This window comes from Streptomyces sp. NPDC014894 (genome assembly GCF_043080985.1).
Lineage (GTDB): Bacteria > Actinomycetota > Actinomycetes > Streptomycetales > Streptomycetaceae > Streptomyces.
The window spans coordinates 42,161-61,101 of the sequence record NZ_JBIBWD010000011.1 but is presented as its reverse complement, the minus strand read 5'-3'; the positions used below and the strand labels follow the sequence as shown (position 1 = coordinate 61,101).

Here is an 18,941-nt window from a genome sequence, read left to right as displayed (position 1 = left end):
CCCTCGACACGACACGACACGACACGACAACAGACCACTGGCACCACGTATGAACGACACGCCTGACCGCGGAGGCACCACCATGAACGAACCTAGGCGCAGAGCGCTGCGCACCGCCGTCCAGGTCCTCTTCGCCCTGCTCGCCGCACTTCCCCTGCTCGCCGACGAGCCCGGGATCGCCGATCTGCCGGCGTTCGCCGCGCTGATCGCGGTCGCCGGGGCGGTCAGCCGGCTGATGTCCGTACCGGCGGTGGAGCGGATACTGCCGCCCTGGCTGCGCCGGAAGGAGGAGGACACCCATGAATCACAGTGAGGCCGAAGGCGTCGCCATCGAACTCGAACGGCTGCGCCGCTCCGTGGACGTCGGCTTCGCCACCACCCGCGGCGACCTGGCCCTCCTCCTCCAGCGCGCCGACCAGACCGACAAAACCCTCGGCGACCACGAGGACCGCCTCGACGCCCTCGAACGCTCCCGCTGGCCCCTGCCCTCCCTGGCCGCCCTCACCTCCTGCGCGGCCCTGACCATGACCCTCTGGCAATCCACCGGCCGCTGACCCACTCCGGCCCGTCCGCCAACGCCCTGGGAGAGGGGCGCCGGCGGACGGCGCCCGGGCCGGGACCGGCTCCTGTCGGACCCGGGCCGGTCCCGGACACCCGTACAACCAGACTTCCCGCCAACGGAGTTCGACCGCGGGCGGTTTCACGTGAAACATCGACAGGAGCGAGACGCCGCGGAACCGGATCCCCTCAACGGGGTCTCCGACGACCCGGCGCGCGAGACCTGTCGCCCTCTTCGGGCCATATCCGCCGACCGCGGATCTGCCTCGCGGCGCCCGCTCACGGCCCATACTGGGCCGGGGCGACGACCGGACAAGTCTGCCCGTCTCCCCGACGTACACGACGTCCCGCCGGAGTGATCTTGAGTACCGTCCGCCGCCTCACATCCGCGCCCGGGGAAGGACCGGACCGCCCCTCGCGGGTCTGGTACGCGTCCTACGGATCCAACATGGATGAGCGCAGGCTCCGGTACTACATCGCCGGGGGCACACCTCCCGGGTCGAACAGGACGTACCCCGGCTGCCGGGACGGCAGCCCTCCGGAACGCTCCGTCGCGGTAGAGCTGCCGGGGACCCTCTACTTCGCCACCCGGTCGCCGGTCTGGACCGGGGGCCGGGGATTCTACGATCCCGACGCCGGCGGCCAAGTCCTCGCGCGCGCCCATCTCATCACCGCGCGGCAGTTCTCCGACATCGCCGCCCAGGAGATGTACCGGACTCCCGGCCCGGACCTGGATCTGGGGACGGTCCTCGATGAGGGACGGGACGTCCTGGGACCGGGTCGCTACGAAACGCTCGTATGCCCCGGCTTCCTGGACGGCCTGCCCGTCGTGACGTTCACCGCGCCGTGGCGGATGACGGACGTGGCATGGGTCAAGCCCTCCGCCGTGTACCTGCGGCATCTCGCCTCGGGGCTCCTGTCCGCCGGCGTCTGGGACGCCGGGGACATCGCCCGGTATCTGTCCGGCGCCCCCGGGGCGGCCGGCGCGTGGACCCCGGACGAGACCGCACGGCTGATGGAGAGCGGGGCCTGAACCCCGCGCGCCCCGGGCCATGGCCCGGGGCGCGCGGCGGCGGATCAGTCGTCCGATTCCAGGTCGCCCTCGGATTCGAGGTAGACCTGGCGGAGGGCTTCGAGGACGGCCGGGTCGGGTTTGGCCCACATGCCGCGGGATTCGGCCTCGAGGAGGCGTTCGGCGATGCCGTGGAGGGCCCAGGGGTTGGCCTGTTGGAGGAAGGCGCGGTTGTCGGGGTCGAGGACGTAGGTCTCGGTGAGCTTGTCGTACATCCAGTCGGCGATCACGCCGGTGGTGGCGTCGTAGCCGAAGAGGTAGTCGACGGTCGCGGCGAGTTCGAAGGCGCCCTTGTAGCCGTGGCGGCGCATCGCCTCGATCCACTTGGGGTTCACGACGCGGGCGCGGAAGACCCGGGAGGTCTCCTCGACCAGGGTGCGGGTGCGGACGGTCTCGGGGCGGGTGGAGTCGCCGATGTACGCCTCGGGGGCGGTGCCCCGCAGCGCGCGGACGGTGGCGACCATGCCGCCGTGGTACTGGAAGTAGTCGTCCGAGTCGGCGATGTCGTGCTCGCGGGTGTCCGTGTTCTTGGCGGCCACCGCGATGCGCTTGTACGCGGTCTCCATCTCGGCGCGCGCCGGACGGCCGTCGAGTTCACGGCCGTACGCGTAACCGCCCCACACCGTGTAGACCTCCGCGAGGTCGGCGTCCGTGCGCCAGTCGCGGGAGTCGATCAGCTGGAGCAGACCCGCGCCGTAGGTGCCGGGCCGGGAGCCGAAGATCCGGGTGGTGGCGCGGCGTTCGTCGCCGTGCTCGGCGAGGTCGGCCTGGGTGTGGGCGCGGACGAAGTTGTCCTCGGCGGGCTCCTCCAGCGAGGCCGCGAGCCGTACCGCGTCGTCCAGCAGACCGATGGTGTGCGGGAAGGCGTCCCGGAAGAAGCCCGAGATCCGCAGCGTCACATCGACCCGGGGGCGGCCCAGTTCGGCGAGCGGGATCGCCTCCAGGCCGGTGACCCGGCGGGAGGCGTCGTCCCAGACCGGGCGGACGCCCAGCAGGGCGAGCGCCTCGGCCACGTCGTCGCCCGCGGTGCGCATCGCGCTCGTGCCCCAGAGGGAGAGCCCGACGGAGGTCGGCCAGTCGCCGTTGTCGGTGCGGTAGCGCTCCAGGAGGGAGTCGGCCAGCGCCTGCCCGGTCTCCCAGGCGAGCCGGGAGGGCACCGCCTTGGGGTCGACGGAGTAGAAGTTGCGGCCGGTCGGCAGGACGTTGACCAGTCCGCGCAGCGGTGAGCCGGACGGGCCCGCCGGGACGAATCCGCCGTTCAGCGCGTGGACGGCGTGGTCGAGTTCGGCGGTCGTCGCGGCGAGCCGCGGGACCACCTCGCGGGCCGCGAAGTCGAGGATGGCGCGGACCTCGTCGCTCTGGTCTGCGGGCACCGCCGCCGGGTCCCAGCCGGCGTCGTCCATCGCCTGGACCAGGGCGCGCGCCCGCTCCTCCGTCTCGTCGGCGGCGGTGCGGGTGGCGGCCGACTCGTCGAGGCCGAGGGCCTCGCGCAGACCCGGCAGCGCCGTCGTGCCGCCCCAGATCTGGCGGGCGCGCAGGATGGCGAGGACCAGATTGACCCGGTCCGCCCCGGCCGGCGGCGCGCCCAGCACATGCAGTCCGTCGCGGATCTGCATGTCCTTGATCTCGCAGAGCCAGCCGTCGACGTGGAGCAGGAAGTCGTCGAAGCCGTCGTCCTCGGGCCGGTCCTTGAGCCCCAGGTCGTGATCGAGCTTGGCGGCCTGGATCAGCGTCCAGATCTGGGCGCGGATCGCGGGGAGCTTCGCCGGGTCCATGGAGGAGATCTGGGCGTACTCGTCCAGCAGCTGTTCCAGGCGCGCGATGTCCCCGTAGGAGTCCGCGCGCGCCATCGGCGGCACCAGATGGTCCACCAGGGTGGCGTGCACCCGGCGCTTGGCCTGGGTGCCCTCGCCCGGGTCGTTCACCAGGAAGGGATAGACCAGCGGAAGGTCGCCGAGCGCGGCGTCGGGCCCGCAGGCGGCGGAGAGGCCCGCGTTCTTCCCGGGCAGCCACTCCAGATTGCCGTGCTTGCCCAGGTGGACCATGGCGTCCGCGCCGAATCCGCCGTCGGAGTCGCGGGCCGATATCCAGCGGTAGGCGGCGAGATAGTGGTGCGAGGGCGGCAGATCGGGGTCGTGGTAGATCGCGATCGGGTTCTCGCCGAAGCCGCGCGGCGGCTGGATCAGGATGAGCAGATTCCCCCGGCGCAGGGCCGCGAGGACGATGTCGCCCTCGGGGTTGGCGCTGCGGTCCACGAACATCTCGCCCGGCGGCGGCCCCCAGTGCTCCTCGACCTGCTCGCGCAGCTCGGCGGGGAGGGTGGCGTACCAGCGCCGGTAGTCGGCGGCCGGGATGCGGACCGGATTACGGGCCAGCTGCTCCTCGGTGAGCCACTCCTGGTCGTGACCGCCCGCTTCGATCAGGGCCCGGATCAGCTCGTCGCCGTCGCCCGAGACCAGCCCGGGTATCTCCTCCTCCGGACCGAAGTCGTACCCCTCGGCGCGGAGCCTGCGCAGCAGGGCGACGGCGCTGGCGGGGGTGTCGAGACCCACCGCGTTGCCGATGCGGGAGTGCTTGGTCGGGTACGCGGAGAGCACCAGCGCCAGCTTCTTCTCGGCCGCCGGGATGTGGCGCAGCCGGGCGTGCCGGACGGCGATCCCGGCGACGCGCGCGGCGCGCTCGGGGTCGGCGACATAGGCGGGCAGTCCGTCCGCGTCGATCTCCTTGAAGGAGAACGGGACGGTGATCAGCCGGCCGTCGAACTCGGGGACGGCGATCTGGCTGGCCGCGTCGAGCGGCGAGACGCCCTCGTCGTTCTCCTCCCACGCGGAGCGCGAGCCGGTGAGGCAGAGCGCCTGGAGGATGGGCACGTCCAGGCCGGTGAGCGCGCCGGCGTCCCAGGACTCGTCGTCGCCGCCCGCGGAGGCCTCGGCGGGGCGGGTGCCGCCCGCGGCGAGGACGGTGGTCACGATCGCGTCGACCGGGCGCAGGGCCTCGATCAGCTCCGGCTCGGGAGCGCGCAGGGAGGCGACGTACAGCGGCAGGGCCCGGCCGCCCGCGTCCTCGATCGCCGTGCACAGGGCGTCGACGAAGGCGGTGTTGCCGCTCATGTGGTGGGCGCGGTAGTAGAGGACCGCGATCGCCGGGGCGCCGTCCTCGGTCGCGCGGGCGGTGCGCTCCAGAGGGCCCCAGGTCGGGGCGGGGGCGGGCGGTTCGAAGCCGTGGCCGGTGAGCAGCACGGTGTCGGAGAGGAAGCGCGCGAGCTGTTCCAGATTGGCCGGGCCGCCGTGGGCGAGATAGGCGTGCGCCTCGGCCGCCAGGCCGACGGGGACCGTGGAGGCCTCCATCAGCTGGGCGTCGGGGGCCTGTTCTCCGGTGAGGACGACCACGGGGAGCCCGCTGGCGAGGAGCTGGTCCAGCCCCTCCTGCCAGGCGCGCACCCCGCCGAGCAGGCGTACGACGACCAGGCCCGCGCCGTCGAGCAGCGCGGGGAGGTCCTCCAGCGGCAGCCGGGACGGGTTGGCGAAGCGATACGCCACCGGGCCCTCGGCGGCCCGGGCGCTGAGCAGATCGGTGTCGGAGGTCGACAGGAGCAGGATCTCCTGCGCGTACGGGGAGGCGTCCCCGGCGGACTCAAGCATGCGGCGTCTGGCCTTCCTCGGGGTTTCCGCGCCCCGGGCGGTGTCGGACGGCGGGAGTTTCTGGCTCGCCCGACCTGGAGGGCCGGGCTCACAGTGGCGGGACCGCGCCGGAATCACACCGGGCTTCCTCCCCTGTCGCCGTCGCCGGCGATGACGGACCGGATGATCCGCTCCCCCGTATCGTAAGGGGCGCGCATTCCTTACGGGACATACGATTTGGGTGATTATCGGTATGCTCGCCGCCATGTCCACCGCCCCCACCGGCCTCTCGGCCGGGACTCCGGCCCCCGCGGACCGTGCCGCCTCCGGCCCCGGCAGCGGGGATCCCGGACAGGACGGGGGCGACGCCTGCCCGGGCGCGCTGCGGCTGCACACGGCGGACGACGGCGCGCTGGCGCGGGTCCGCGTCCCCGGCGGCGTCCTGTCGGACCGGCAGGCCGACGCGCTGGCCCGGGCCGCGGAACGGCTCGGCGACGGAGTGCTGCATCTCACCTCCCGCGGAAATGTGCAGCTGCGCGGGCTGGGCGCCGGATGCGGCCGGGAGCTGGCCGGACTGCTCGACGCCGCCGGGCTGCTGCCCTCGCCCCGCCACGAGCGGGTGCGCAATGCCGTCGCCTCGCCGCTGTCCGGTCTCGACGGTCTGGGCGCGGCGGACATCGGCCCCTGGCTGCGCGAACTGGACGGACTGCTGTGCGCGAGCGAGACGGCCCACGCGCTGTCGGGGCGCTTCCTCTTCGCGCTGGACGACGGGCGCGGCGACGTCGCCGCGCTCGGCGCCGATGTGACGCTGACGGCGACGCCCGGGGGCGGGGCGCTGCTGCGGCTGGGATCCGGGGCGCTCTCCGTGCCGGGCGAGGCGGCGGCGCGGGCCGCGCTGACGGCGGCGGAGGTCTTTCTCGACGCGGTACGGGAGGTGGAGGGCCAGGCTCCGGCGCCTTCCCCGGGCCCTGACGCCGGCCCTGGCCCGGGCCCTGGCCCCGGTTCTGGCTCTGGCTCTGGAACGCGCGCCGGGCGGGACCGGATCTGGCGGGTGGCCGAACTGCCCGCGCGGGCCGCCGACCTGCTGCCCGAGGTGGCACGACGGCTGGCCCTGCGGGGCGTCACGACCTCGCCCGCCCGCCCGGACACGGAGGCCGCGGCAGGCACCGGGGCAGGCCTCCCGGCGGGCCCCGGCGGGCCGCCGCCCGGACTCGTCCCCGCGCCGGACCGCGCCGGGGCCGCCCTCTCCGTACTCGCTCCGCTGGGCCGGATCTCCGCCGGCCAGTGGCGGCTGCTGGCCGAGTGCGCCCGGACGGACGGACGCGGCGAGCTGCGGCTGACGCCCTGGCGCGGCGTCGTCGTCCCCGGCGTCACCGCCGCGTACGCCGCCGCCCGGCTCGCCGCGCTGTCGGCGGCCGGGCTGATCGCCGAACCCGACTCGCCCTGGCTCGGGGTCGGCGCCTGCGTCGGACGGCCGGGCTGCGCCAAGGCGCTGGCGGACGTACGGGCCGACGCGGCGACCGCGCTCGGTGCGGGCGGGGAGAGCGGCGCGGCCGGGGAGAGCAGGGCGGCCGGGGAGAGCGGCGGGCTGCCGGTGTATTGGTCCGGCTGCGAGCGGCGCTGCGGACGTCCGCCCGGGGACCGGGTCGACGTCGTCGCGGCTCCGGAGGGGTACCGGATCTCCGTCATCCACGACGGGCTGACCCGTACGGCCTCCTCCGGCGTCGACGCCCGCGATCTCGCCGCCTCGGTGGCGAGGGCGCGGAAGCCGGCGGGCCCGCCCGTCGGCCAGAGAACGTGAGCCGGGCGTCCGGACCCCGGAGACGCCGGGGGACACATCCGCGACAACAGCGGTGTTCCGGACATCCGGCGAGCCCCGAAGCGACCCGGCGGACCGGCCGACCCGGCCGACGCCGCCGACACAGACCCGCGGGTTTCCGGGCCCCGCGGCGCGAACACCCGCGGGCCGAACGCCCGGACACCGCCGTACGGACGCGCTCCCCGGCCCGTACGGGCGGGCCCGCCGCACCCCTCCGCACCCCCGCCGCCACCGCACCGCCACCATTGCGGTGGCGCACCCCACGCCGGCCGTGTCCCCGACACGGCCTTCCGACGCCCCACTGAACGAGAGCAGCGAGAGCCCAGTGTTCGACTACGAGAAGGACGGCGCGGCCATCTACCGCCAGTCCTTTGCCACCATCCGCGCGGAAGCGGACCTCGCGGGTCTGCCCGCCGACGTCAGCCAGGTCGCGGTCCGGATGATCCACGCCTGCGGGATGGTCGATCTCGTACGCGACCTCTCCTACAGCCCGCAGGCGGTGGCCAGGGCCCGGGCCGCGCTCCGCGCCGGGGCCCCGATCCTCTGTGACGTGGCCATGGTCGCGAGCGGGGTGACCCGCAAGCGGCTGCCGGCCGACAACGAGGTCGTCTGCACCCTCTCCGACCCGTCCGTCCCCGGCCTCGCGGCCGAACTGGGCACCACCCGCAGCGCGGCCGCGCTGGAGCTGTGGCGCGACCGTCTCGACGGCGCCGTGGTGGCCGTCGGCAACGCCCCCACCGCGCTCTTCCGGCTGCTGGAGATGATCGAGGACGGAGCCCCTCGACCGGCCGCCGTCATCGGCGTCCCCGTAGGCTTCATCGGCGCCGCCGAGTCCAAGGACGCGCTCGCCGGGCACCCGCTCGGCCTCGACCACCTGGTCGTCCGCGGGCGGCGCGGCGGCAGCGCCATGGCGGCGGCGGCCCTGAACGCGATCGCGAGCGAGGAAGAATGAGCGGCATCACCACCGGCCGGCTGTACGGCGTGGGGCTCGGCCCCGGCGACCCGTCGCTGATGACCGTACGCGCCGTGGAGGTCATCGCCGAGGCGGATGTGATCGCGTACCACAGCGCCCGGCACGGACGGTCCATCGCCCGCTCCATCGCGGCGAAGCACCTGCGCGCGGACCACATCGAAGAGGCGCTGGTCTATCCGGTCACCACGGAGACCACCGAGCACCCGGGCGGCTACCGGGGCGCGATGGAGGAGTTCTACGCCGAGGCCGCGGCCCGGCTCGCCGTACACCTCGACGCGGGGCGCACGGTGGCGGTGCTCGCGGAGGGCGACCCGCTCTTCTACGGCTCGTACATGCATATGCACAAGCGGCTCGCCGACCGCTACGACACCGAGGTCGTCCCCGGGGTGACCTCGGTGAGCGCGGCGGCGGCCCGGCTCGGGGCGCCGCTCGCGGAGGGCGAGGAGGTGCTGACGATCCTGCCGGGCACCCTGCCCGAGGAGGAGCTGACGGCGCGGCTGGCCGCCACCGACGCGGCGGTGGTGATGAAGCTGGGGCGTACGTTTCCGAAGGTGCGCCGGGCGCTGGAGAGCGCCGGGCGGCTGGACGAGGCCCGCTATGTCGAACGCGCCACCATGGCCGGGGAGCGCACCGCCGAGCTGGCCGGGGTGGACCCGGAGTCGGTCCCGTACTTCGCGGTGGCGGTGCTGCCGAGCAAGGTCGGCGCGAAGGCTCCGGCGCGTGAGCTGGGCGAGGTCGTGGTGGTCGGCACCGGGCCCGCCGGACCGCTGTGGCTGACTCCGCAGTCCCGGGGCGCGCTGGCCGCCGCCGACGATCTGGTCGGCTATACGACCTATCTCGACCGGGTGCCGGAGCGCCCCGGCCAGCGGCGGCACGGCTCGGACAACAAGGTCGAGTCGGAGCGGGCCGAGTTCGCGCTCGACCTGGCGCGGCGCGGGCGGCGGGTCGCGGTGGTGTCGGGCGGCGACCCCGGGGTGTTCGCGATGGCGACGGCGGTGCTGGAGGCGGCCGCGCAGCCGGAGTACGCGGACGTCCCGGTGCGGGTGCTGCCGGGGGTGACGGCCGCGAACGCCGCCGCCGCGGCCGCGGGGGCCCCGCTCGGCCACGACTACGCCACCATCTCGCTCTCCGACCGGCTCAAGCCGTGGGAGGTCATCGCCGAACGGCTGCGCGCGGCGGCCGCCGCGGATCTGGTCCTCGCCCTCTACAATCCGGGTTCCCGCAGCCGCACCTGGCAGGTGGGGAAGGCCCGCGATCTGCTTCTGGAGTACCGGTCCCCGGACACGCCCGTGGTGATCGGGCGGGACGTCGGCGGTGCGGAGCAGAGCGTGCGGACCGTCCGGCTGGGCGATCTGGACCCGGACGAGGTGGACATGCGCACCATCCTCCTCATCGGCTCCTCCCAGACCCGCACCGCGATACGCCCCCCCGGCACCTCCATCGTCTGGACCCCCCGCCACTACCCGGAGCCCTGACACCCCGGCCCCCAACGACGGCCCGGGCCACCAACCCCGGGCCGCCCGTCACTCGACAACGGCCCGGGGGCAGCGATTCCAGCCGGTCCGATGCTCAAGGACGGCCCGGGGGGCGGCAATTCCAGCCCGCCCGTCACTTCACGACGGCCCGAGGGCAGCGATTCCAGCCCGTCCGATGCTCGAGGACGACCCGGGGGCGGCAATTCCAGCCCGCCCGGCGCTTGAGGACGGACCCGCGCCCCGGGCCACCCCGCACCGGACACACAGGTCCAGCCGACCCCGGGATCCCGCCCCGAACCCCGCTCCTCAATCGCCGGCGAGGCTGAAACTCCCACAGCCACCCGCACCGAACACACAAGTCCAACCCACCCAGAGACCCCGCCCCGAACCCCACGCCTCAAACGCCGACAAGGCTGAAATGCGCGGCCACCCGACCACAGCCCGAGGAACGGCGAACCCAGCCCGTCCGGCGCTTGAGGACGGACCCGCGCCCGGGGTGCCCGAACCCCGAACCCCGGGACCACCAGGCCCCCCGGGACCGGACGGCCTACCGCAGGTACCCCCGCACCCACCGCGCCCCCTCCTCCGCCCCCGGCACCTCCACCACCCCCTCCGGCGCCCGCGGCCGCCGCACCAGCAGCACCGGAATCCCCGCCTCACGGGCCGCGGTGAGCTTCGGCGCGGTCGCCGCGCCGCCGCTGTCCTTCGTCACCAGCACATCCACCCGGTGCCGTGCGATCAGCTCCCGTTCCCCCTCGAGGGTGAACGGCCCCCGGTCGAGCAGCACCTCGGTCCGCGCCGGAAGCGCCCCCTCCGGCGGATCCACGGACCGTACGAGAAACCACAGCCCGTCGCAGCCGGCGAAGGCGGCCACCCCCATCCGCCCGGTGGTGAGGAAGACCCGGCTCCCCAGGCCGGGCAGCATCGCGGCGGCCTCCTCCAGCGAGCCGGCCGTGTGCCAGTCGCCGCCCTCGCCCGCCCGCTCCGCGTCGACCCACCCGGGCCGCCGGATCGCGAGCAGGGGAACATGGGCGGTGGCGGCCGCCTCGGCCGCGTGGAGACTGATGGTGCCGGCGAAGGGATGGGTGGCGTCGATGAGCAGCCCGACCCAGTGCTCGCGCAGCCACCCGGCGAGCCCCGGCACCCCGCCGAACCCGCCGACGCGCACCTCTCCCGGCGGCAGCCGCGGCGCGGCCACCCGCCCGGCCAGCGAGCTGGTCAGCCTCAGTCCCGGGGTGCCGTGGAGCAGCTCGGCGAGTCGGCGGGCTTCGGTCGTTCCCCCGAGTATCAGTACGTGCACGGAGTACGGACCCCTTCATGAGTGAGGCGAAAGGCGGGCGCGGCGCCCAACTCAAGCACACCGGGCTGCGGCCCGGCTGGACGACCGGGGCCTGTGCGACCGCGGCCGCGACCGCCGCGTACACCGCGCTGCTGACCGGCGGTTTCCCCGACCCGGTGACGATCACGCTGCCCAAGGGCCAGACGCCGTCCTTCGCGCTGGCCAAGGAGGAGCTGACGGCGGACGGCCGGGCGACGGCCGCGGTGGTGAAGGACGCCGGGGACGATCCGGACGTCACCCACGGGGCGCTGGTACGAGCGACGGTACGGGTGCTTCCGCCGGGCTCGGGGGTGGTCTTCCGGGCCGGTCCGGGGGTGGGCACGGTCACGCTGCCCGGGCTGCCGCTGGAGGTCGGGGAGCCCGCGATCAATCCGGTGCCCCGGCAGATGATGCGCGACCACATGGCGCGAGTGGCCCTGGCGCACGGCGGCGGCGGGGATGTGGAGATCACGGTCTCCGTCGACCACGGCGAGGAGATCGCCCGTTCCACGTGGAACCCCCGGCTGGGGATCCTGGGCGGGCTGTCGATCCTGGGCACGACCGGGGTGGTGGTGCCGTACTCCTGCTCGGCGTGGATCGACTCGATCCGGCGCGGGGTCGATGTGGCGCTGGCCGCCGGGCATTCGCATCTGGCGGCGTGCACGGGGTCGACGTCGGAGCGGACGGTGGTGGCCGAGTACGGGCTGCCGGAGATCGCGCTGCTGGACATGGGGGACTTCGCGGGCGCGGTGCTGAAGTACGTACGCCGTCATCCGGTGGAGCGGCTCACGGTCTGCGGCGGGTTCGCGAAGCTGTCGAAGCTGGCCGCCGGGCATCTGGACCTGCACTCGGCCCGTTCCCAGGTGGACAAGGGCTTCCTCGCCGAGCTGGCCCGGCGCGGCGGGGCGGACCGGGCGCTGGCGGCCGGGATCGCCGAGGCCAATACGGGGCTGGCGGCGCTCCAGCTGTCGGCGGCGGCGGGGGTTCCGCTCGGGGATCTGGTGGCGGTGACGGCGCGCGACGAGGCGCTGTCGGTGCTGCGGGGCGCGCCCGTCACGGTGGATGTGATCTGCATCGACCGGGCGGGGACGGTGGTGGGGCGCAGTACGCCCGGGCCGCCGGTCCGCTGACGGGCCCGGGCCGCCCTCCCCGCCCGCTTCGGTACGCAGGCCCCGCCGCCGTCAGCACAGATGCCGGTCGCGCTCCGGGGAGTAGAGGTGGCTGTCCCGGAATCCCTCCGCGCCGAGCGTGCGGCCGACCACGATGACCGCCGTCCTGACGATCCCGGCCGCCTTCACCTGGTCGGCGATGTCGGCGAGCGTGCCGCGCAGGATCAGCTCGTCGGGGCGGCTGGCGAGGGCGACGACGGCGGCCGGGCAGTCCGCGCCGTAGTGCGGCAGCAGCTCCTCGACCACGCGGTCCGCGTAGCGGGCGGCGAGGTGCAGCACGATGAGCGCGCCGCTGCGGCCGAGGGTGGCCAGGTCCTCGCCCGGCGGCATCGCGGTGGCGCGGTGCGCGATCCGGGTGAGGATGACCGTCTGGCCGACGGTGGGCACGGTCAGCTCCCGCTTGAGGGCGGCCGCGGCGGCGGCGAACGCGGGCACCCCGGGCACCACCTCGTACGGCACCTCCGCCGCGTCGAGCCGGCGCATCTGCTCGGCGACCGCGCTGAAGACGGACGGGTCGCCGGAGTGGAGCCGGGCCACGTCGTGGCCGTCCCGGTGGGCGCGCACCAGCTCGTCGGTGATCTCGTCGAGGGTGAGCTGCGCGGTGTCGACCAGCCGGGCGTCCGGCGGGCACTCGGCGAGCAGTTCGCGCGGCACCAGGCTGCCCGCGTACAGACAGACCCGGCAGGCGGCGAGGGTCCGGGCGCCCCGCACGGTGATCAGGTCGGCGGCGCCGGGACCGGCGCCGATGAAGTACACGGTCATCTGTCGTCTCCTGGTGAGTGGGCGGCGGGCTCCCGGAGCCCGGCGGGGGAGGTCGGCCCGGGCCCGTCGGGCTGGCTCGGCGATTCGGGCCCCTCGGGGTGGCGCGGCGACTCGGGCTCATCCGGACGGCTCGGCGACTCGGACTCATCCGGACGGCTCGGCGGCTTCACGGCCGTCCACTGGGTGACCGGCATCGCCTGCCGCCAGCCGGTGAAGCCGCCGACGGGTACGGCGTGCGCCACGGCGAGCCGGACCAGCTCGCCGCCGTGGCGGCGGTAGCGGTCGGCGAGCAGGGCCTCGGACTCCAGCGTCACGGTGTTGGCGACCAGCCGGCCGCCCGGCGGGAGCGCGTCCCAGCAGGCGTCGAGGAGGCCGGGGGCGGTGAGCCCGCCGCCGATGAAGACCGCGTCGGGCACGGGCAGTCCGGTGAGCGCCGCGGGCGCGGGTCCGGTGACGACGCGCAGCCCGGGGACGCCGAGCCGGTCGGCGTTGGCGGAGATGCGGGCGGCGCGCACCGGGTCGCGTTCGACGGTGACCGCCCGGCAGGAGGGGTGGGTACGCATCCACTCGACCGCGATCGAGCCCGATCCGCCGCCGATGTCCCAGAGCAGTTCCCCGGGCGCGGGCGCGAGCGCGCCGAGGGTGGCGGCTCGGACATGGCGCTTGGTGAGCTGGCCGTCGTGCGCGTACGCCGAGTCGGGCAGTCCGGGCACGGCGCCCAGCCGGGGTGCGCCGGGGGCGCGGCGGCACTCGACGGCGACGACGTTGAGCGGATCGGCGGGCGGCCGGGCCCAGACGTCGGCGGTGCCTTCGCGGATACGTTCCCGTGCTCCTCCGAGCTGCTCCAGCACCCGGATCCGGCTCGGCCCGAAGCCTTGGTCGCGCAGCAGGGCGGCGATCTCTTCCGGGGTGCCCGCGCCGGCGCTGAGCACCAGGATCCGGCGTCCGTCGTGGAGGGCGGCGGCGAGCCGGGCGGCGGGGCGGCCGACGAGGGTCACGACCTCGGCGTCCTCCAGCGGCCAGCCGAGGCGGGCGGCGGCGAGGGAGAGCGACGAGGGGTGCGGCAGGACCCGCAGGGCGTCGGGGCCCAGCTCTTCGACGAGGGCGCGGCCGATGCCGTAGTGCATGGGGTCGCCGCTGGCCAGGACGGCGATCCGGCGGCCGGAGTGGGCGGCGAGGAGGGCGGGTACGGCGGGGCGGAGCGGCGAGGGCCAGGGGACGCGCGCGCCCGCGCAGCGCTCCGGGAGCAGAGCCAGCTGGCGCGCGCCCCCGATCAGCACCTCCGCGCCGGCGAGCGCCTCGCGCGAACCGTCGGGGAGGCCGGACCAGCCGTCGGCCCCGATGCCGACCACGGTGACGGCCGGTGGGGTGGGGAGTACGGAGGTCACTGCCGGGTACCTCGGGTGTTCGACGTTCGACGAGGGGGACGCAGGCGCACTTTACTGGCCGCGCGCCCCCGGGCGCGTTCCGGAGCCCCGGATCCGTACGACGGAAGGCCGGGGACCCGGAGTCCTGGCCGCCCGGGCACCCGGGCCAGGTGCTTCGGGGCCGGGCCGGGAGCCCGGGGTCAGCGGCCGAGGAGACCGGGCGCGAGTCCCTGAGGCAGGACGCCGGAGGCCGGACGTCGGGTGCGGGGGAGAACCGGGCCGGAAGCCCCGGAGGCCGAGAGGTCGGAAATCACCGGCCGGGCACCGAGAAGACCGGGCGGAAGCCCCGGACACCGGGCGCCGGGGAGAGCCCGAGCGGAAGCCCCGGACACCGGGCGCCGGGGAGAGCCCGGGCGGAAGCCCCGGATCCGGGGCTCCGGAAGACCGGGTGCCGCAAGACCGGCGGCCGGAAGACCGGGCCCCCCGGGCCCCCGGCACCCCCTCAGCCCTCGCCCCTCCCCCGCGGCGGCGCGTAGAAGTCCGTGGTCTCGCGCGCCGCCGACGCGGCGACGTCCTCGGGCGCGCCGGAGGCCCGGTACGCCGCGCCCCACGCCTCGCTGCTGCGGGCGATGAAGTCCCGCGCCTCGTCGGAGACCTGCCACGCCGCCGGGTCCTCGATCGTCGCGCCGCGCAGATGCAGTCCGAGCCCGAGCACCGCCAGATCCCAGCCGACCCCGACCGCGCCGGGCCCGAACCGGTCCCACATCCCGGGCGGTACGACGGCCGCGTGCTCCAGCGTGAACGCCGTCCGCTCCCCGCCCCGCTGCCCGCCCTCGGGGCTCAGCCGCAGCTCGACCTCGCTGAAACCGGGGCTCTCGCCGAACAGCCAGCTGACCCGGAGCAGCCGGGGCGGCTCGCAGACCAGGATCTCGCCGTTCGCGTTGCCCTCCAGGCGGTAGCGGCCGCCGAGCCGCAGATCGCCGCTGACCGGGAGGAACCACCGGCCGATCCTTACGGGGTCGGTGCAGGCCCGCCAGACGTCGTCCACGGGGGCGTCGTAGACGCGCCGCAGCACGACGGTACGGATCTCCTCGCCGGCGGCCGCGCCCTCGCGGGCGGCCGTGTCCTCCCCGGCGCGGAGGCCGACCTCGCGGCGGACGTCATCGATCCGGTCGGTGATCTCGCTCATTCCCGCTCCTCGCTGATGCTCGGTGCTGTCCTCGACTCGTGGTCCCGCCCCTCGTGCTCCCGCCCCTCGGGGCCGGGCCGCCGGCCCCGGGGGCGCCCGGGCGCTGCGGAGCGCCCGGGGCCGCGGCGGCCTCCCGCGTCTCCCGCGCCTCCCGGATTCCGCGAAACCCCTCCAGCCAGAGATCGGCCTCGCGCAGGGGCGCGGCCTCGACGGCGTAGAGCCGCCGGGCCCCCTCGGCCCGCACGGAGGCGAGGCCGGTCTCCCGCAGCACGCGCAGATGCTGCGACACGGCGGGCTGGGATATCCCGAACTCGGCCCGGATCACCGCGCCGACCGCGCCCGACGGCTGCTCGCCGCCCCCGGCGAGCAGCTCCAATATCCGCCGGCGTACCGGATCGCCCAGAACATCGAATACGTGCACGATTCCTACTCTTCAGCATCCACTTATATAAGTCAAAACTTATCCATCTGTTGCGGAAGGCGGGAACTGAGGCGGGAGGTCGCTCGTTGGCCCGGTTGGGCACAGCAAACGTCAAGAAAGGCGCGGCCCGCGCCGGATTGCGCAGGGGATTTCCATGGGTGTCAGCCTGTCCAAGGGCGGCAATGTCTCGCTCAGCAAGGAGGCCCCGGGCCTGTCTGCGGTAGTCGTGGGCCTGGGCTGGGACGTACGCAGCACCACCGGCACCGACTTCGACCTGGACGCCAGCGCCCTGCTGGTGGACGCAGGCGGCAAGGTGCTCTCCGACCAGCACTTCATCTTCTTCAACAACCTGAAGAGCCCCGACAACTCGGTCGAGCACACCGGTGACAACCTCACCGGTGAGGGCGAGGGCGACGACGAGCAGATCAAGGTCAATCTGGCGGGCGTGCCCGCCGAGGCCGCGAAGATCGTCTTCCCCGTCTCGATCCACGAGGGCGAGAGCCGCAACCAGTCCTTCGGCCAGGTGCGCAACGCGTTCATCCGCGTGGTGAACCAGGCCGGCGGAGCCGAGCTGGCCCGCTACGACCTCAGCGAGGACGCCTCGACCGAGACCGCCATGGTCTTCGGCGAGCTGTACCGCAACGGCGCGGAGTGGAAGTTCCGCGCGGTCGGCCAGGGCTACGCCTCGGGCCTGCGCGGCATCGCGCAGGACTTCGGCGTCAACATCTGAGCCGACGCCGTCGTGCGTTGACGTCCGGTGCCGGTGCGCAGGCCCTTGCGCCCGGCCACCGGACGCTCTCACGCGCGGGTACGGGACGGTCCCGAGGGCCGGCCGTCCCCGCGCGGCCGTGCCACGGAGCCCCGATGGGCCCGTCGGCCGGCTGATCCGCCCCGGGCCCGGCCCCCGCGCCGAGCCCGGTCCCGTCCCGCAACGCCCGCGAAGCCCGTGCGGCCCGCAGGGCCCGCGAAGCCGGAGGAGAAGGCACGGATGACGACGATCGAGCCCCCCGCCGGGCACGCTCAGGCCCCGTCTCCGCCCCCCGGCGTCGACCGGCTGTGGTCCGGCCGGGTCGACGGACTCGCCGCCGAGGCACTCGCCCACCGCCATCTGCTGGACGCGGAGGAGACGACCCGGCTCGACGCCTTCCGCAGGCCCGTCGACCGCGACGCGTACGCGGTCGCCCATGTCACGCTGCGCCGTCTGCTCGGCGAGCGGCTCGGCCTGCCGCCCGAGGCGGTCACGCTGACCCGGGAGCCGTGCACCCGCTGCGCCGGTCCGCACGGCCGGCCCGTGGTGCCCGACCGCCGCGCGCACTTCTCGCTGTCGCACACCTCCGGCATGGTGCTGATAGCCCTGGCGTCGGCCCCGGTCGGCGTGGACGTCGAATCGGTGCCGTCCGCCGGGACGATCGCCGAGGTCAGCGCAGAGCTGCACCCACGAGAGCGCGCCGAGCTGGCGGCGCTGCCGGCCGAGGAGCGCCCCGTCGCCTTCACCCGCTGCTGGACCCGCAAGGAATCGGTGCTCAAGGCCTCCGGCGTGGGGCTCAACGAGGGGCTGTCCGGCGTCTATGTCGGCGCGGGCCCCCGCCCCGCCGAGGTCGCCGGATGGCGGCTGGCGGACGTTCCCGTCGATCCGGGGTACGCGGCGGCCGTCGCCGTCGCCGTGACGGCGGACGCACCCGCGTGACGCCCCTGAGGCCCCAGGCCCCCTGAGCACCCCGCGGCCCGCGCCCCGGCGCGCCCGGAGCCGTACCGCCGCTCGGTACCGCCCCGCCCTCCCCCGTACGTCCCGCTCCCCCTCCGCTCCCCCTGCGGTCCCGCTCTCCGCCGCCGCCCGCGTGCCGCGGGCGGGCCGTGCGCGTCCCCGAACCCCCGCGCGTTCCCCGAACCCCCGCGCGTTCCCCGAACCCCCGCGCGTTCCCCGAACCCCGCGCGCGTTTCCGAGTCCCGGCCCTGGCCGACGCCGTCGGCCGTACAGGAGACTGACGCCATGGAGTTCGTTGTGTTCGCGACCCTTCCCGGGCTGGTGATCCTGCTCGTGGTCATCGCCTTCGCCGATCAGCTGCTGCGGGCCGCCGGCCGCGGAAAACGGCAGGGGCAGGTGTCCGCGACCGGTTTCGAGCAGCTGCACGCCACCTTCTCGGCGGGCAAGCAGAACGAGCTGCGCGAGCGGCAGAGCGCCCTGCTCATGAAGGACGACGAGGAGGACGGCGCGCCCCCGCACCGCTCCACCGTCGATCTGGACGGCGGCCGGGCGGTGGTGCGCCTCCCCCGGACTGCCCGGACACCGCCGGCCCCGCGGACTCCCTGAGGCCCCGCTCGGCCTCAGACGGGGCGGCGGGCCCTGAGCGAGTACATGAGGGGGATCCTCGGCTGCCCCGCCGGAGAGCGGTAGTAGCCGTGGGCGTCCTTCACGAAGTTCCCGAAGCGCGGGAAGAGCGAGACGTCGTGCTCGTGCAGGAACTCCAGGCGCAGCCCGGCGGCGCAGAGCGCGGAGACGACCTCGCCGACGGGGTGCTGCCACTCCACGGTCCGGGTGTTGGCCATCCCGTCCCCGCCGTCGGTGTAGGTCGCCGGGAAGTCGTCCACCCACGGATCGGACGAGAAGTAGTCGTGGACGACCCGTGAGCCGGTCTCGTCGTCGAGCACGTCGGTGAGCGGATGGAATTCGGCGAGATAGAGGAATCCGCCGGGCCTGACGAGCGAGGCGGCGGTCTCGGCCCAGCGGCGGAGGTCGGGGAGCCAGCAGAGGGCGCCGATGCCGGTGTAGACGATGTCGTACGAGGAGTCCGGGACGGCCTCCACCGCGTCGTACACATCGGCGGCGACGAAGGCCGCGCGGTCCGGGCCGATGCCGATGTCGGCGGCCAGGGACCGCGCCGCCTCCACGGCGGGTTCGGAGAAGTCCACCCCGACGACCTGCCTCGCCCCGCGCCGAGCCCAGGAGAGGGTGTCCTGTCCGAAGTGGCACTGGAGATGGAGCAGGGTGCGGCCCTCGACGTCGCCGACCTCGGCGATCTCGAAGTCGCGCAGCGCGTCCTTGCCCGCGCGGAAGGCGTCCAGCCCGTAGAAGTCGCTGGCGACATGGATGGGGACCCGCTCGTCCCAGTTGGCGCGGTTGGCCTCGCGCCAGTCGGCGGGGATTCCGGAGGGGGTGGATGCGGTCATGCGTGCGAAGTTATCCACAGGCCGCGGACA

The 18,941-nt window shown here is 74.8% G+C and carries 16 protein-coding genes, 1 pseudogene and 1 riboswitch; of the genes and pseudogenes, 10 read left to right on the top strand and 7 right to left on the bottom strand.

Going from position 1 to position 18,941, the window contains the following annotated elements; translation table 11 throughout:
- The first annotated feature begins 82 nt into the window (after nt 1–82).
- From ACF089_RS25430 to ACF089_RS25420, 3 genes are all read left to right on the top strand, one after another.
- Nucleotides 83–313, top strand: coding sequence for a hypothetical protein (locus ACF089_RS25430; protein ID WP_392030769.1), 231 nt, complete (start codon nt 83–85; stop codon nt 311–313).
- Nucleotides 300–554 carry a hypothetical protein gene (locus tag ACF089_RS25425; protein WP_392030766.1) on the top strand — a complete coding sequence of 85 codons (255 nt, stop codon included), beginning with the start codon at nt 300–302 and terminating at the stop codon, nt 552–554. Before ACF089_RS25430 ends, ACF089_RS25425 begins: the two co-directional genes overlap by 14 nt.
- Nucleotides 555–1,006: 452 nt before the next feature.
- Nucleotides 1,007–1,591, top strand: a complete 585-nt coding sequence (locus ACF089_RS25420) for a histone deacetylase (protein WP_392030763.1) — start codon at nt 1,007–1,009, stop codon at nt 1,589–1,591.
- A gap of 44 nt (nt 1,592–1,635) precedes the next feature.
- Here ACF089_RS25420 and cobN read toward each other — a convergent pair whose 3' ends face one another.
- Nucleotides 1,636–5,271, bottom strand: coding sequence for a cobaltochelatase subunit CobN (gene cobN / locus ACF089_RS25415; protein WP_392030760.1), 3,636 nt, complete (start codon nt 5,269–5,271; stop codon nt 1,636–1,638).
- 54 nt (nt 5,272–5,325) lie between these two features.
- Nucleotides 5,326–5,401: riboswitch (cobalamin riboswitch) on the bottom strand.
- A gap of 114 nt (nt 5,402–5,515) precedes the next feature.
- Between cobN and ACF089_RS25410 the strand changes: the two genes are divergently transcribed.
- The 3 genes from ACF089_RS25410 (at nt 5,516) to ACF089_RS25400 (ending at nt 9,517) form a co-directional block, all read left to right on the top strand.
- A complete protein-coding gene (locus tag ACF089_RS25410) occupies nt 5,516–7,051 on the top strand; it encodes a cobalamin biosynthesis protein CobG (protein ID WP_392030757.1) in 1,536 nt (511 codons plus the stop codon).
- Nucleotides 7,052–7,394: 343 nt separating this feature from the next.
- Entirely contained in the window at nt 7,395–8,021 is a 627-nt protein-coding gene (locus ACF089_RS25405) for a precorrin-8X methylmutase (protein WP_392030754.1), read from the top strand.
- A complete protein-coding gene (locus ACF089_RS25400) occupies nt 8,018–9,517 on the top strand; it encodes a precorrin-2 C(20)-methyltransferase (RefSeq protein ID WP_392030751.1) in 1,500 nt (499 codons plus the stop codon). Before ACF089_RS25405 ends, ACF089_RS25400 begins: the two co-directional genes overlap by 4 nt.
- Before the next feature lie 547 nt (nt 9,518–10,064).
- Here the strand turns inward: ACF089_RS25400 and ACF089_RS25395 are convergent.
- Nucleotides 10,065–10,817, bottom strand: coding sequence for a cobalt-precorrin-6A reductase (locus ACF089_RS25395; RefSeq protein WP_392030748.1), 753 nt, complete (start codon nt 10,815–10,817; stop codon nt 10,065–10,067).
- A 17-nt stretch (nt 10,818–10,834) separates the two neighbouring features.
- On the opposite strand from ACF089_RS25395, the gene ACF089_RS25390 reads away from it, so the two are divergent.
- The gene (locus ACF089_RS25390) at nt 10,835–11,965 is read left to right on the top strand and encodes a cobalt-precorrin-5B (C(1))-methyltransferase (RefSeq protein WP_392030745.1); all 1,131 of its coding nucleotides are present in this window, start codon (nt 10,835–10,837) and stop codon (nt 11,963–11,965) included.
- 51 nt (nt 11,966–12,016) lie between these two features.
- On the opposite strand, the gene cobM is transcribed toward ACF089_RS25390, so the two are convergent.
- The 4 genes and pseudogenes from cobM to ACF089_RS25370 form a co-directional block, all read right to left on the bottom strand.
- On the bottom strand, nt 12,017–12,766 hold the full coding sequence (gene cobM / locus ACF089_RS25385; RefSeq protein ID WP_392030742.1) for a precorrin-4 C(11)-methyltransferase: 750 nt from the start codon (nt 12,764–12,766) through the stop codon (nt 12,017–12,019).
- A complete protein-coding gene (cbiE, locus tag ACF089_RS25380; protein ID WP_392030739.1) occupies nt 12,763–14,154 on the bottom strand; it encodes a precorrin-6y C5,15-methyltransferase (decarboxylating) subunit CbiE in 1,392 nt (463 codons plus the stop codon). Before cbiE ends, cobM begins: the two co-directional genes overlap by 4 nt.
- A 481-nt stretch (nt 14,155–14,635) precedes the next feature.
- Nucleotides 14,636–15,322 (bottom strand): SRPBCC family protein, encoded by a 687-nt coding sequence (locus tag ACF089_RS25375; RefSeq protein WP_392030736.1) that lies wholly within the window; start codon nt 15,320–15,322, stop codon nt 14,636–14,638.
- A gap of 142 nt (nt 15,323–15,464) precedes the next feature.
- Nucleotides 15,465–15,743: pseudogene (locus ACF089_RS25370) on the bottom strand (ArsR/SmtB family transcription factor); the annotation flags it as partial.
- A gap of 154 nt (nt 15,744–15,897) precedes the next feature.
- On the opposite strand from ACF089_RS25370, the gene ACF089_RS25365 reads away from it, so the two are divergent.
- From ACF089_RS25365 to ACF089_RS25355, 3 genes are all read left to right on the top strand, one after another.
- Complete coding sequence (locus ACF089_RS25365; protein ID WP_392030733.1) at nt 15,898–16,473, top strand: TerD family protein; 576 nt, start codon at nt 15,898–15,900, stop codon at nt 16,471–16,473.
- 258 nt (nt 16,474–16,731) lie between these two features.
- Nucleotides 16,732–17,430 (top strand): 4'-phosphopantetheinyl transferase family protein, encoded by a 699-nt coding sequence (locus ACF089_RS25360; protein WP_392030730.1) that lies wholly within the window; start codon nt 16,732–16,734, stop codon nt 17,428–17,430.
- A gap of 303 nt (nt 17,431–17,733) precedes the next feature.
- Complete coding sequence (locus ACF089_RS25355) at nt 17,734–18,054, top strand: DUF6191 domain-containing protein (RefSeq protein WP_392030727.1); 321 nt, start codon at nt 17,734–17,736, stop codon at nt 18,052–18,054.
- A 14-nt stretch (nt 18,055–18,068) separates the two neighbouring features.
- Here the strand turns inward: ACF089_RS25355 and ACF089_RS25350 are convergent, their stop codons facing one another.
- Entirely contained in the window at nt 18,069–18,911 is an 843-nt protein-coding gene (locus ACF089_RS25350) for a class I SAM-dependent methyltransferase (protein WP_392030724.1), read from the bottom strand.
- Nucleotides 18,912–18,941: the final 30 nt, after the last annotated feature.